The 14,047-nt window shown below is 62.3% G+C and carries 13 protein-coding genes; 4 read left to right on the plus strand and 9 right to left on the minus strand.

Features of this window, described 5'->3' with window-relative positions:
* The first annotated feature begins 59 nt into the window (after positions 1-59).
* Together ACSQ3G_RS01375 and ACSQ3G_RS01380 are read left to right on the plus strand one after the other, a co-directional pair.
* Positions 60-1,967 (plus strand): diguanylate cyclase, encoded by a 1,908-nt coding sequence (locus ACSQ3G_RS01375; RefSeq protein WP_436108771.1) that lies wholly within the window; start codon positions 60-62, stop codon positions 1,965-1,967.
* A gap of 166 nt (positions 1,968-2,133) precedes the next feature.
* Positions 2,134-3,594, plus strand: coding sequence for an MDR family MFS transporter (locus tag ACSQ3G_RS01380; RefSeq protein ID WP_436108772.1), 1,461 nt, complete (start codon positions 2,134-2,136; stop codon positions 3,592-3,594).
* Positions 3,595-3,654: 60 nt separating this feature from the next.
* Here the strand turns inward: ACSQ3G_RS01380 and msrA are convergent, their stop codons facing one another.
* The 4 genes from msrA to ACSQ3G_RS01400 all read right to left on the minus strand — a co-directional run bounded on the left by msrA (position 3,655) and on the right by ACSQ3G_RS01400 (position 8,714).
* Entirely contained in the window at positions 3,655-4,383 is a 729-nt protein-coding gene (gene msrA / locus ACSQ3G_RS01385) for a peptide-methionine (S)-S-oxide reductase MsrA (RefSeq protein WP_436108773.1), read from the minus strand.
* A gap of 43 nt (positions 4,384-4,426) precedes the next feature.
* Positions 4,427-4,918 (minus strand): peptide-methionine (R)-S-oxide reductase MsrB, encoded by a 492-nt coding sequence (gene msrB / locus ACSQ3G_RS01390; RefSeq protein WP_436108774.1) that lies wholly within the window; start codon positions 4,916-4,918, stop codon positions 4,427-4,429.
* 153 nt (positions 4,919-5,071) lie between these two features.
* The gene (locus tag ACSQ3G_RS01395) at positions 5,072-7,465 is read right to left on the minus strand and encodes a phosphoketolase family protein (RefSeq protein WP_436108775.1); all 2,394 of its coding nucleotides are present in this window, start codon (positions 7,463-7,465) and stop codon (positions 5,072-5,074) included.
* 64 nt (positions 7,466-7,529) lie between these two features.
* Positions 7,530-8,714, minus strand: a complete 1,185-nt coding sequence (locus tag ACSQ3G_RS01400; RefSeq protein WP_436108776.1) for an acetate/propionate family kinase — start codon at positions 8,712-8,714, stop codon at positions 7,530-7,532.
* Between the two features lie 372 nt (positions 8,715-9,086).
* Between ACSQ3G_RS01400 and ACSQ3G_RS01405 the strand changes: the two genes are divergently transcribed.
* Positions 9,087-10,622 (plus strand): bifunctional aminoglycoside phosphotransferase/ATP-binding protein, encoded by a 1,536-nt coding sequence (locus ACSQ3G_RS01405; protein ID WP_436108777.1) that lies wholly within the window; start codon positions 9,087-9,089, stop codon positions 10,620-10,622.
* Positions 10,623-10,676: 54 nt separating this feature from the next.
* On the plus strand, positions 10,677-11,213 hold the full coding sequence (locus tag ACSQ3G_RS01410) for a hypothetical protein (RefSeq protein WP_436108778.1): 537 nt from the start codon (positions 10,677-10,679) through the stop codon (positions 11,211-11,213).
* A gap of 38 nt (positions 11,214-11,251) precedes the next feature.
* Here ACSQ3G_RS01410 and ACSQ3G_RS01415 read toward each other — a convergent pair whose 3' ends face one another.
* The 5 genes from ACSQ3G_RS01415 to ACSQ3G_RS01435 all read right to left on the minus strand — a co-directional run bounded on the left by ACSQ3G_RS01415 (position 11,252) and on the right by ACSQ3G_RS01435 (position 13,872).
* Entirely contained in the window at positions 11,252-11,515 is a 264-nt protein-coding gene (locus ACSQ3G_RS01415) for a DUF1488 family protein (protein ID WP_046630864.1), read from the minus strand.
* 77 nt (positions 11,516-11,592) lie between these two features.
* The gene (locus ACSQ3G_RS01420; RefSeq protein WP_172723969.1) at positions 11,593-11,736 is read right to left on the minus strand and encodes a hypothetical protein; all 144 of its coding nucleotides are present in this window, start codon (positions 11,734-11,736) and stop codon (positions 11,593-11,595) included.
* 198 nt (positions 11,737-11,934) lie between these two features.
* Complete coding sequence (locus tag ACSQ3G_RS01425) at positions 11,935-12,225, minus strand: hypothetical protein (protein ID WP_105402205.1); 291 nt, start codon at positions 12,223-12,225, stop codon at positions 11,935-11,937.
* A 139-nt stretch (positions 12,226-12,364) separates the two neighbouring features.
* Positions 12,365-13,405, minus strand: a complete 1,041-nt coding sequence (locus ACSQ3G_RS01430) for a fatty acid desaturase (protein WP_436108779.1) — start codon at positions 13,403-13,405, stop codon at positions 12,365-12,367.
* Between the two features lie 86 nt (positions 13,406-13,491).
* On the minus strand, positions 13,492-13,872 hold the full coding sequence (locus ACSQ3G_RS01435; protein WP_105402130.1) for a DUF6481 family protein: 381 nt from the start codon (positions 13,870-13,872) through the stop codon (positions 13,492-13,494).
* Between the last annotated feature and the right edge of the window lie 175 nt (positions 13,873-14,047).

Consider the following 14,047-nt stretch of genomic DNA (forward strand, 5'->3'; position numbering starts at 1 on the left):
CCCTGGCTGGCGGATCGCGACTCCTGAGCCGCCTTATTGCGTCGGTTTGGGAGAGAGAGATGTCTGGTGCAATCAAATACCTGCCGGCCAGGACGTTCGTTGCTGTCGCATTTGCCGTTTTCGGCTTTGTGGGGCTGATCGCCTGGGGAGAATATTCCAGTTGGAGATCCCAGGTCGCCGGCATCGAGGCGGGGCTGGCCCAGACAGCCAAGGCGCTGGTGCAACATGCCGACGATACGGTCGACATGGCGAGGTTTCCGCTGGCGGCCCTGGTCACCCGGATCGAGCAGGAACGCGACGTGGTGGACCTGCCAGCTAAGATCACCCAGGTGATGAAACGCCAGGTCGATACCACCCCTTGGCTCGACGCCCTCGCCGTCTTCGATGCCGATGGCAGAATGGTCGCGACATCGTCTTCGATCGACGCCAGCGGCATGAATTTTTCGGACAGGGAGTATTTCGTATTCCACCAAGCCTCCGACATGCGGGAACCCGTATTGGGCAGGCCGTTGAAGAACAAGTTGAACGGTCAATGGATATTGCCGGTCACGCAGAGGATCAGCAACCCGGACGGAAGTTTCGGCGGCGTTGCGCTGGCGGCATTCATCCTCACCGAGTTGACCAACTTCTTTCAGGGCTTCAGCCTGGGCAGCGAGGGTTCGTTCCTGTTGGTTCGCCGCGACGGCGTCGTGCTGGCGCGTGCGCCATTCCTCCAGACGCTGCTGGGATCGAGCATCTCGTCCTACGATCTGTTCACGGACCATCTCCGCCAACGGCATTCCGGCTCCTATCACTACGTCTCCCCGATTGATGGCCTGCAACGCATAGGCGGCTTTTATCAGAGCGAGCGCAGCGGCCTGGTCGGGCTTGCTGCCGTATCCCAGTCCGAAGCGCTGGCGACCTGGATGAGGGGCGCGCGGATACGATGGGTCGCCTGCCTTATCCTGGTGGCGATCACCGGCTTCCTGGTTTGGCGCTGGCGGCGGCAGGTAATATTGCGGCGAGCGAGCGAAGCGCTGCTGGTGGCGCGCGAAGCGGAATTCCGCCTGCTTGCGGAAGGTTCAGCCGACCTGATCCAGCGCTTCAATGGCCATGGGATCAGGGAATACCTGTCGCCGTCCGTCCGGGAGATATTCGGTGTCGACGCCGAAACGATGCTTGGCACACATATCCTCGAGAACCTGCATGACGATGACCACGACGCCGTCAACCAGGTCATGACCCGGCTGCGGGAAGGGTCGCCCCGGGAAAACATGATCGTCCGCCGCAAGCGGGCCGACGGCAAGCAGATCTGGCTCGAAACTACGTTGAACAGGCTGCCGGGCGGCACCGGCGGCGATGATATCCGCATCGTTGCCGTCACACGCGATGTCACGCGCCAGAAGAACCTCCAGGAAGAGCTGGACGCGCTCGCCAACACCGACGAGCTTACCCAACTCGCCAATCGCCGCTCGTTCAACATTCATTTCGAAGACATGGTGCTGCAGGCCGCACAACAGCGCACGCCGCTCTCCATTCTGATGATCGACGCGGACCGCTTCAAATTCTTCAACGACACCTATGGCCACGCCGCCGGCGACGACTGTCTGCGTGCGGTTGCAAACGTCGTGCGCGGCTCGATCCGACGGTCGAAGAATCTCGCCGCCCGTCATGGCGGCGAGGAATTCGCCGTCCTCCTGCCGGATACGAATGGTGCCGGTGCATTGAAGGCGGCTGAAAACATCCGCCAGCGCGTCGCCGGGCTTCATTTGCCGCATGAGAAGAACCTTCCCTGGGGTCATGTGACGATCAGCATCGGTACCGCGACCTTCTATCCCGCAGCGGGCGCCAAGCTAACGACTGCGGAACTGTTCGAGCGCGCCGACCATGCGCTTTACCGGGCGAAGAACAACGGCCGCAATCAGGTCGCGGCTGGCGGGGACGAGGCGATGAGGCCAACCCTCCGGTCGGAAATCAAGTCCGTCTGACCGCATGCCCGCGGTCACGGCCTCGTTACATCCTTGATAAATGCCAGATTTCGCCCTTGACGCCGGCCCGCAGGGGAATACTAAGAAACATCCCCCGCCGACGGCCGTTTGACCGCCGAACATCCATCCCCAGCGTGTTCGCCGCGCGGCGTTCCCAGGTGAATCCATGACCAATCCAAGCTCCAACCGGGCGCTCGTCATTGCGGCCGTCATGGCAAGCATGGCGATGATCGCAATCGAGGCGACCATCGTTTCGACGGCCATGCCGCAGATCGCCGCCCAACTCGGTCAGTTGAACCTCTATAGCTGGGTGTTCTCCTCCTTCCTGCTGGCGCAGACGGCAATGACCGTGGTGTTCGGCAAGCTCTCCGATATCTATGGCCGCAAGCCGATCATCCTGTTCGGCACGGCGGTCTTCCTGATCGCCTCCGTTCTCGCAGGTTTTGCCTGGTCGATGCCGTCGATGATCGCCTTCCGGCTGTTGCAGGGCATCGGTGCCGGCGCGATCCAGCCGGTCATCATGACCGTCGTCGGCGATCTGTATCCCGGGGCGGAGCGTGGCAAGGTCCAGGGATATCTCGCCAGCGTCTGGGCGCTTTCTGCCGTCGTCGGGCCACTGCTCGGCAGCATCATCGTCCACAGCCTGCCCTGGGCCTGGGTGTTCTGGATCAACGTGCCGATCGGCATCATGTCGGCGGTCGGCTTCATCGTGTACCTGCACGAAGAAAAACAGACCCGGACGGCATCGATCGACTTTCTGGGAGCGGGCCTCTTCGCCGTGGCCATTTCCGCGCTGATGATCGCACTCACCGAAACCGAGGGAACTTCCGGCTACCTGTTCGTTTCGTTGGCGATCTTCCTCGTCAGCTTCCTGCTGTTCATCTGGCAGGAACGGCGCGCATCGGCCCCGATGGTTTCCCTGGAACTCTGGCTGAAGCGGCCGATCGCCTTTGCCAATACGGCGGTCTTCCTCTCCAGCATGGCGATCATGGGGCTGACGACTTTCCTGCCGATGTACGTGCAGACGGTGCTCAACCGATCTCCGCTGGTGGCCGGTTTCACGCTGACCATGCTGCTGGTCGGCTGGCCGAGCGGCGGGACGTTCGCCTCGCGGATGTTCCCGCGCTTCGGATTGCGGCCGCTGATGATCGCCGGCAGCGTCTTCGTTCCGGTCGGAGCATTTCTTCTGGTTCTGCTGACGCCGGAAAGCTCGCCCGTCCAGGCGGGCACCGGCTCGCTCCTGATGGGCTTCGGCATGGGTCTGCTCAATATCTCCGGCCTGGTGATCATCCAGGACAATGTCGGCTGGTCGGAACGCGGCAGCGCGACGGCCTCCAACGTCTTTTCCCGCAATCTCGGCAGCACGCTCGGCGCAGCACTTCTCGGCGCCGTCCTGACCTACGGGCTTGCCAATTCCGTCGCGGGGCCGATCACGTCCGATCAGTTGCGCGATCTGCTGCAGGGCGTCGGCGGCGGACTTGCGGCCGATTCGCCCATCCGGTCCGCGCTCCAGCAGGCGCTGCACATGACCTTCATCGCGATGTTCCTGATCACCGCCCTCATCATCGTCGCCTGCCTCTGCGTGCCCGGTGTGACGAAGCGCACCGAGGCCGTGCAGGAAAGCTGAGGCCTTCGAGACGCCGCTATCGCCGGACGGGCGGCGACAGCGGAATTGTGCCCCTAAGTCTCAGTTGCCGATGCCGGCCTGTGCGACCAGGACCGGCTTGTCGCGGTAATCGGTCGGGAACAGCTTCTTGAGGTTCTCGATCTTCGGCAGGTCGTTATAGACGATATAAGGATAGGTCGGGTTCTGGGTCAGGAAGTCCTGATGGTAGGCTTCCGCCGGATAGAAGGCCTTGCCGGGCTCGATGGTCGTGGCAATCGGCGCGTGGAAGACCTTGGCCTTGTCGAGCTGGCCGATATAGGCCTTGGCGACGCGGGCCTGTTCCTCGTTGGTCGGGAAGACGGTCGAACGGTACTGGGTGCCGGTATCCGGCCCCTGGCGGTTGAGCTGGGTCGGGTCATGGGCGACAGAGAAATAGATCTGCAGCAGATGCCCGTAGCTGACCTTCTTCGGATCGAATGTCACGCGAACCGCTTCCGCATGGCCGGTCTTGCCGTAACCGACCGTCTCGTAGACGGCGGTCTCCTTGGCGCCGCCGGCATAACCGGAAACGGCGTTCTTGACGCCTTCGACATGCTGGAACACGCCCTGGACGCCCCAGAAACAGCCGCCGGCGAAGATGGCGGTTTCGGTCGCGGCCGTGCTCGCCGCCTGGTCGATCGCGGGGGCGGGGATGGCAATTCCCTCCTCGGCCGTGGCGTTGGTGGTCGCGCCAAACGTCAGGCCGGCCAGAACCAGCGCCGTGCCGGCAAAGGCGGTGAGGGTATAGGGTGTTTTCGCTCTGTTTTTCATGGCGGTCTCCTCAACCGAAGTGAATGAAGGATAAGGCGGCGGATCAGGCCGATACCGGACGGAACTTCAAGGCTGCGCCGTTCATGCAGTAGCGCAGGCCGGTGGGCTTAGGTCCGTCGTCGAAGACATGGCCGAGATGGCCGCCGCAACGGGCGCAATGAACGGCGACGCGGACCATGCCGAGCGTCGTGTCGCGCACCGTGCCGACGGCATTGTCGAGCGGCGCCCAGAAGCTCGGCCAGCCGGTGCCGCTTTCGAATTTCGTTTCCGACGAAAAAAGCGCTTGGTCACAGCCGACGCAGGCGAACGTGCCTTTACGGTGCTCGTTAAGGAGCGGGCTGCTGCCGGGATATTCGGTGCCTTCCTCGCGCAGGATATTGTACTGTTCCGGCGTCAGCAGCTTGCGCCACTCGCCTTCGGTATGGCTGACGGGGAAAGTGCCGGCGGTCGCAAGCGCCGGGCGGATGCCCACGGCCAGGGGGACTACGGCGAGCGTCAGCGCGCCGCCAGCCAGGAATATGCGTCTGTTCATCATGGCGGAACCTCCCGGATCCATAATCTGCTTCCTGCATGATTACGGAATAGGCGCGTGATCGGTTACACGCATCGACGCGAAACACCGAAACGTGATCTCCGTCGAAGCCAGGTTCCCGAGTCCGGGGGGCCGGGAACCTTCATAGGTACGGCATCAGCGCGCCGGCCATTTCCAGTTCTGGATTTCCGGCATGTCCTCGCCATGTTCGCGGACATAACGGGTATGTTCGTCAAGCTTGCCCTTCAGCATGTCGATCACGCCGGCCGCCTTTTCCTTCAGTCCGGGAACGCGCTCGATCGCCTCGATGGCGAGGTGGAACCGGTCGAGTTCGTTCAGCACCGTCATGTCGAAGGGTGTCGTCGTCGTGCCCTCCTCGATGAAGCCGCGCACATGGATGTTCTGGTGGTTGGTGCGTTTGTAGGTCAGCCGGTGGATGAGGTAGGGATAGCCGTGATAGGCGAAGATCACCGGCCGGTCGGTGGTGAACAGCCGGTCGAATTCCGCGTCCGGCAGGCCGTGCGGATGCTGGTCCTGCGACTGCAGGGCGAGCAGGTCGACGACATTGACGACGCGGATCCTCAAGTCGGGTATCGCCTCGCGGAGCAGGGAAACGGCGGCAAGCGTCTCCAGGGTCGGTACGTCGCCGGCGCAGGCCATCACCACGTCGGGTTCGACCGTGCCGCTCTCGTTGCTTGCCCACTCCCAGATGCCGATGCCGGCTTCGCAATGCCGGATCGCCTCGTCCATTGTCAGCCATTGCGGCTCGGGCTGCTTGCCGGCAACGATGACGTTGACGCGGTCCCAGGTCTTCAGGCAGTGGTCGCCGATCCAGAGCAGCGTATTGGCATCCGGCGGCAGGTAGATGCGCACGATATCCGCCTTCTTGTTGGCGACGAGATCGACGAAGCCGGGGTCCTGATGGGAAAAGCCATTATGGTCCTGCCGCCAGACATGCGAGGTGAGCAGGTAGTTGAGGGAGGAAACGGGCTTCCGCCACGCCAGCTCGCGCGACACTTTCAGCCACTTGGCGTGCTGGTTGAACATCGAGTCGACAATGTGGATGAACGCCTCGTAGCATGAGAAGAAACCGTGGCGGCCGGTGAGCAGATAACCTTCCAGCCAGCCTTGGCAGAGATGCTCGGAAAGCACCTCCATCACCCGGCCGTCGCGCGACAGGTGCACGTCGTAGGGCTCGATCCGTTCCATCCAGACACGGCCGGTGACCTCGAAGACCTTGCCGAGCCGGTTAGATTCCGTTTCGTCAGGGCCGAAGATGCGGAAGTTGGAATTGACGTCGTTGAACTTCAGCACGTCGCGCAGGTATCTGCCGAGTATCTCCGTCGTCTGGACCATTTCGCTGCCCGGCGCCTTCACCGGCACCGCATAGTCGCGGATGTCGGGCACGACGAGTTCCTTGCGCAACAGGCCGCCATTGGCATGCGGATTGGCACCCATGCGGCGTTCGCCCCCGGGCGAGAGCGCGCGCAACTCCTCCTTCAGCCGACCGTTGCCGTCGAAGAGGTCTTCCGGATCGTAGCTCCGCATCCAGTCCTCGAGGATCTTGCGGTGGGCGTCGTTCTCGCGGCAACCGGACACCGGCACCTGATGGGCACGCCAGAAACCTTCGACCATCTTGCCGTCGACTTCCTTCGGCCCTGTCCAGCCTTTCGGGCTGCGCAGCACGATCATCGGCCAGCGCGGGCAGGCTTCAGGCGCCTTGCCGGCGCGGGCGTCCGTCTGGATTGCGCGGATACGGTCGAAAACCTCGTCCAGCACGGCGGCCATCTGCCGGTGCATCTTCTCCGGCTCGTGGCCTTCGACGAAGAAGGGTTCATATCCATAACCGCGGAAAAGATGGTCGAGATCCTCGTCGTCCACCCGCGCGAGCAGCGTCGGATTGGCGATCTTGTAGCCGTTGAGATGCAGGATCGGCAGCACGGCGCCGTCTCGGGCGGGGTTCAGGAACTTGTTCGAATGCCAGCTGGCGGCGAGCGGCCCGGTCTCTGCCTCGCCGTCGCCGACGACGCAGGCGACCACCAGGTCCGGATTGTCGAAGGCCGCACCATAGGCGTGCACCAGCGCATAGCCGAGTTCGCCGCCTTCATGGATGGAGCCGGGCGTTTCCGGTGCCGCGTGGCTCGGAATGCCGCCTGGGAACGAGAACTGCCGAAACAGTTTCCGCATGCCGGCCGCATCCTCGCCGATCTCCGGATAGATCTCGCTATAGGTGCCTTCGAGATAAGTGCTGGCGACCATGCCTGGCCCGCCGTGGCCGGGACCGCAGACATAGATCATGCTGAGATCGCGGTTGCGGATGATCCGGTTGAGATGCGCATAAATGAAGTTGAGCCCGGGCGTCGTACCCCAGTGGCCGAGCAAGCGCGGCTTGATATGCTCCGGCTTCAGCGGCCCCCTCAAGAGTGGGTTGTCGAGCAGATAGATCTGCCCCACGGAGAGATAGTTCGCCGCCCGCCAGTAGCGGTCGATGAGCGCCAGTTCCTCAGCCGTCGCCTCATGGTTTTCCGGCTCGATGGTCTTGAGTTGCATCTCATTCTCCTTCGATAGGTCGACCACATCTACCGCGGGCTTCCACCCGGGCTCATGACATGGATCAAGGCTGCGAATTGAGGGTGGCGAGGCATTCCTCTGCGATCATCCGCTCCTCGTCGGTCGGGATGACATAAACTGCGACCCCGGCTGCGGGCGTGCTGATCTTCAGGGCGTTGCTGTCGTTGGCCGCCACATCCAGTTCGACGCCGAGCCAGCGCAGGCGGTCGGCGATGCGCTTCCTTACCTCCGGCTGGTTCTCGCCTATGCCGGCGGTGAAGACCAGCGCATCGAGACCACCTAGCGTCGAGGCAAGTCTCCCGACCTCGCCGGCGATCCGGAGCGCGAAGAGGTCGATCGCCTCTTGGGCCTGGCTGCCGCCGTCCCCGATCAGTTCGCGGGTATCGCCGCTGAGGTCCGAGACGCCGAGGAGACCGGATTTGTGGTAGAGCATGTCCTCCACCTCCTCGATCGATTTTCCGAGTGGACCCAGGAAATGCAAGAGCACGCCGGGATCGAGCCAGCCCGGCCTCGTCGCCATCGGAATGCCGTCGAGCGTCGAAAATCCCATGCTGGAATCGCGGCTCTCCCCGTTTTCGATGGCGCAGAGGCTGGCGCCGCTGCCGAGGTGGGCGATGATGACTTTGCCGCTCGCGAGGTCCGGGGCCTCCCGGACGAGTGCGCCAGCCACATACCGGTAGGAAAGCCCATGGAAACCGTACCGTTTGATGCCCTGGTCGTGATAGGCGCGGGGAATGGCGAAGCGCCGCACGAGATCCGCCTGCGTGGTATGGAAGGTGGTGTCGAAGGAGCCGGTCTGGAAAAGCGTCGGCCGCAGGCGCCTGACTGCCCTGATCATCCGCAGCGCCTGCGGCTGGTGAAGCGGCGCCAGTTCGGTCAACGACTGGACCTTGGTGATCGTCTCGGTCGTCAGTTCCACCGGGCCGTCGAAGACGTCGCCGCCATGGACGATCCGATGGCCGGCGGACGTGACGGCGTTCAGGTCGAAGTGCTTGCCGAGTTCCCGGAACACCTCGTCCATCAACTCGGCGAGATCGTCGCCAGCCTCGCCCTCCAGTGGCAGATCGAACTGCTCCGGACCTTCCTTCAGATGCAGCGTCAGCGGATAGGTTCCGAAATCGACGACTGCCTTGCCGATCCGTTTCGGCCTTTCGCCGTCCACTTTGAAGATGCCGATCTTCACCGTCGAAGAGCCGGCGTTGAACGTCAGGAGAAGGTTGTCCGTCATGGAGGCATCCTTGCTTCAAGTCGTTTCGCGGCAGTGGACCTCGCAAGAGCGGCCGACGCCTTGGCCGGGACTGCACGGTTTGTCAGTATGATAGGAATCCCGGCGCCGAGGACCAGTCCTGCGGCGTCGGTACGGGCGAAATAAATGAGCGTCCGCATTGAAATCGCTTCGCGGATGATGGCCTCGCAACGGCCGTGATGTCTGAGCATGATATCCACGGGATAGACCTGTTCCTCTCGCAGGGTGCGCATGAGGGGGCGCCTGCGATCTGTGTCGCCCGGAACGGCGTCGCTTTCCTTGACGCAACTCAATGTGCCGACGCAGCGATCAGCGAACTGTCGAACCGGTGCCGTTCAATATAAGGTGCAGCAGATGATGACAGACGATCAGAGCGCGACGGCAGTCTTTCTGGCCAAGCCGGCATCCTATGGGCTCGCGGTCCCCGTCGAGCGCATGGAGACGCATATCTCCATGATTTTCCTCGTCGGCGATCGGGTCTACAAGCTGAAGAAGGCGCTGAAACTGCCCTATGTCGATTTCTCCACGGCCGCGATCCGCGAGGATGCCTGCCGCAAGGAGGTCGCGCTGAACAGCGAGACCGCACCCGGTCTCTATATCGGCGTGCGGCGGATCACCCGCTCGGACGCCGGCACTTTGGAGTTCGATGGCGACGGACCGCTCGTTGATGCCGTCGTCGAGATGAGCCGGTTCGAGCAGGGCCAGCTCTTCGACCAAATGGCGGCTGCGGGCCGGCTGACGCCGGAGCTGATGACGCAGACCGCTCGGATGATCGCATTTTACCACCGCCGGGCGCCGGTTGTCTCAAAGGGAGGCGGGGCGGCCAATATCGAAGCCGTTCTCGATATCAACGATGCCGGATTTGCCACCAGCCGTGTCTTCGGTCCGGCGGAACTGGCCAAGGTTAGCAAGAGCTTTCGGTCCCGGCTCGTGCAGCACAGCGAACTTCTCGACCGGCGAGCGCTAGCGGGCAAGGTCCGTCGTTGCCACGGTGATCTTCATTTGCGCAATATCTGCCTGCTGGACGGCAAGCCTTGCCTGTTCGACTGCATCGAATTCAATCTCGGGATCGCCACCGTCGATGTCCTTTACGACCTCGCCTTCCTGCTGATGGATCTCTGGCATCGCGGTTTTCCCGACCTCGCCAATCTGGTGATGAACCGGTACTTGGATGAAACCGACGACGAGGACGGGTTCTGCCTCCTGCCGTTCCTGATGGCGATCAGGGCGGCGGTCCGCGCGCATGTGACGGCGACGCAGGCAGAAGAGCCTGGGCAGGATGTCGCCGGGCTGGCGCAGGAGGCAAGGTCCTATTTCGATCTCGCCCATGCTCTCCTGAGGGAAGTGCCACCGCGCCTCATCGCGATCGGCGGCCTCAGCGGTTCCGGCAAGACGACGATTGCGGATCATCTGGCAGCGAAGGTAGGTGCGCCTCCAGGCGCCAGGATCATCGAAAGCGACCGAATCCGCAAAGCCCTGCATGGTGTTTCGGCCGAGACGAGGCTTCCGGTTTCCGCCTATCAACCCGATGTATCGGAAAGGGTCTATCGCGAGATGGCAAGGCATGCGGAGCTGATCCTTGCCCAGGGCGGATCGGTCGTTGCCGATGCTGTCTTCGACGATCCCATCAACCGGCGCCTCATCGAGGATGTGGCCACGAGGACCGGGGCAGGCTTCCGGGGCATCTGGCTCGAGGCTGATCCGGAACTGCTCTGGCAGCGGGTTCGGGAGCGGGCGGGCGGCCCGTCAGATGCCACCACGGACGTGCTTTCCGGCCAATTGGCCCGCAAACCCACCGATATAACCTGGCGGAAGCTCGATGCATCGAAAGCGCCCGAGGCTATCTCCGCCGCGATCCTGCAGGCTTGGGAACCCGATGGTCTTCATTGACCCGACGCAAGCGAAGACAGATGGGCTCCGCCCCGCGCCCGTTGACGCGCGTCAATGTCGCTGGCGGTGACGACGCTAAAACTTGAGGTCTTGGGGAGCCGGCCCGACCTGACTTCACGGGCCTTGTGGCGGAGAGAGGATATGGAGACAGATTACGACGTGGGTGTCCTGGACGCGGCAGATGTCTACCGCGCTTTCGCGGTCGTCCGGCTTGTGATGTCAGGCCTGGATCTGCAGACGTGGGAACGGCTGACCGCATCGGCCTCGTTGCGTCGCGATTGGCTGGCCGTTACCGACGCGCAGGGATATGTCCGCGGCCTTTGCCACGTCTTTGCCCGCGAGCATCCGATTTACGGACGCCAGCTCGAAATACCGGTTTTTGCATCCATTGGCCTCGTCGATAGCCAGGGTGTCGCGAAACGTCTTTTCGATTTCGCCAAACTGCGCGCAAAACTGGACGGGTGCGAAAAGGTCCATTTCTGGTCTTCCGCATCGAAGGCTTGTTACAGCCTCGATATACTTCGGGAGACAGGCCCCTGGGACGATGGTTTGATCTATGATCTGGGCACCGACCGCGGCACCGTTCACTGACGGGGCTTGCGGTTAAGGGTGCAATAGGCGTGCTCGGATCAGCCGAGGTCGGCCGCTGTCAGCGTATAGGTAGTGCCCCGATTAGGACGATAGGCCTTCATTGCCGCATCCTGGATACTGGATCGGGCTGCATCGAAAGCCCTCAAGTAATCGGCCTCGGACATGCCTGTCGCAGTGTTATGGGCGAGTGCCTTGGCTTCCACGAAAAACCTGACCTCGAACATGCCGTCATAGCCCAGGAAACGAACGACCTTGCGCGCTTCGTCGAAACTGCGGCTTCTGTTCGGAAATATAAGGGTCATGATGGTTTCAGTTCGAGATGGAAGGCATTTCTTTTGGAAACGGCATTCCGGGGTTTCTGATGATGCGTATTGCCGTGTCAGAACAGATCGCGAAGCAGGATGTAGAGAATGAATGCCATGGATATCCCCGGCACGGCCATGCGGAACAGGCTGCCATAGCCTGCCCGATGTAATTGCGGGCCTGTCTGGGAAGAAGGTTGGATTCGCCTGATGGAAGACATGTCGTCCTCCTCGTTGGGGCCAGGGCTCACGCCCTTGATCGCAGCGCCCGGTTCTGAATCTGCTACCTACGCTCAATATGGGTCGAACGCGGACAAATACAAGGGGAGGTCTCTCCGCTCCTCAAGAGTTGAGAGATCCGGCGCAGCCGCATTTCATGAGATCCGGCTGCCTGCTGTTGGGCGGCGTAGCGTTGTCGGCTACTTGTTCTTTAGAAGCCAGATCTTGCCGGCCATGGTGATGCCATGCGCGGATTCCTCTGCCGGAACGTCCTCGTTGAGGGTGCGCAGAAGGCCGTATTCCCGCAGTTCGTTCAAGGTCGTGGTGGTCAGGAACTTGATCTTCTGGGGCCGTTCCTTGAACCGGTCGTTCCGCGCATAGGTGACGACCGCATTCAGATGGGTCCATTTCTTGGCTTCCTGCGGAAACAGGTCACCATCCTTGGCGAGCTTCAGGCCCCTGATCTGGGTCGGCGTCAGCTCGACGGTCAGCGCGTGCGCCGCAGGCGTCGGGGTGGCGGCTGTTTTGGTGTTCTCGGTCGTGTTCAATGTACGGTCCTTGATCGGTACGGAGGTAGTCTTTGTGCATTCGCTGCGCAGGCGGTGGTTTCGGCCTGGCAGATTGCATGGGTTAAGAAGTCTTTCCCGCCTTGGCGGCGTCGCGAAACGACAGGAGCCTTTTGCTCTTTTCGTCCCAAAGCACGAGCTTGACGCATTGGATGCTCTGCCAAAGCGTTATGCGGCCGATGCCGGCAAGCTCGGGATGATCGCGCAGCACCTCGGGCAGCCGGTAATAGGGGATCCGGCTCGACAGGTGATGGACGTGGTGGATGCCGATATTGCCGGTCAGCCACCGCAGCGCCAACGGCAGATCGTAGTGGGACGCGCCGTGAAGGGCGGCCTCCGGAAACTGCCATTCCTCGGTCTTCGACCAATGGGTTTCCTCGAACTGATGCTGGACGTAGAAGAGCCAGACGCCGGCGGCCCCTGCGATCAGCACGATCGGCAGATGGACCAGCAGGAAAGGCACGATCCCGATCGCCCAAATCATCAGTGCCGCCAGAATGGCGACCGCAAGATTGGTCGCCATCGTCGAAATCCAGGGCAGCGAGCCAGACTTCATCATTCCGAACGGCAGGCGCTGCTTGAAGAGGAAGAGCCAGGCGGGTCCGATGCCGAACATCACCAGCGGGTGGCGATAAAGCCGGTAGGCAAGCCGGCGTGACCAGGGCAGAGCCTGATATTCGTCGATCGTCAGCGTGGTGATATCTCCGATGCCGCGCTCGTCGAGGTTGCCGGCCGAGGCGTGATGGGCGGCATGCGCCCGGCGCCAGTAATCGTAGGGCGTCAGGGTCAGCACCCCGAGCACTCGTCCGGTCCAGTTGTCGAGGCGCCGGCGCGCGAAGAACGAGCCGTGGCCGCAGTCGTGCTGGATCATGAACAGCCGCAAAAGAAAGGCCGCGGCCGGAAGGACGAGGATCAGCCCGATCGGGTAGCCTAGGAATACGGAAACATAAGCTGCGGCCGAGAAGGCTGCAAACGGCAGCACCGTGACCAGCAGTTCGAAGGTGCTGCGTCCGAAACGGGGCTGCCGGTATTTCGAAAGAATCTTGAGCCAGGCGCCGATATCGTCTTCGGCAACGGGCGCAATCGCATGGGCTGTGGCGTTCATGGATATCGATCCACCTTTTTGGCCTCGGCATGCGGCGCGCCCGAAGCGGGATGTGCCTGCACGTCTTCAGGCACATGCCTCAAATATCAGCCCTGACGGGCCTTGCGTGCAGCGTAACGACGATCGCGCTCCGCCTTGCGGGCGGCTTCATCGGCGATGACCCGGGCAACCCGGTCGTTGGTTTCCGCTTGCCGGGCCTCGGCCTCGGCCTTTTCATCGGCTTCCGCAGCGGCGGCCAATGCGGCCGCTTCCTGGAGCTGGCGCTCGTTCTCGGCAGCCTTCTGGGCCTCGCGCTCGGCGCGGCGAGCTTCCCTCGCGGCCGCAATGGCTTCGCGCTCGGCGCGGCGTTCCTGCACGGCAGGATCGGTCGGCTTAGGGGCGGTCGCAAACTTTGCCAAAAGCTCGCGCTTAGCATCCGCTGCGGTTTTGCGGCGCTCGGCAAAGCTGTTGTCGTTCGGGTGTCTCAATGTATCGTCCTTGTCAGATTTGAACTTGTCAGATTTGAAATCTTGTGTCCGAGACCAATATCGCGCCTAACGGGAGGCCATGCAGATATTCGCGTCAGCCAGATGCCTCAACGGAAAAAGGCCAGACATACGCCTGGCCTTCACATATCTTTGCCGCCATGCCAGTACGTCCGTG

This window comes from Neorhizobium tomejilense (assembly GCF_964254135.1).
Taxonomy (GTDB): Bacteria; Pseudomonadota; Alphaproteobacteria; order Rhizobiales; family Rhizobiaceae; genus Neorhizobium; species Neorhizobium tomejilense.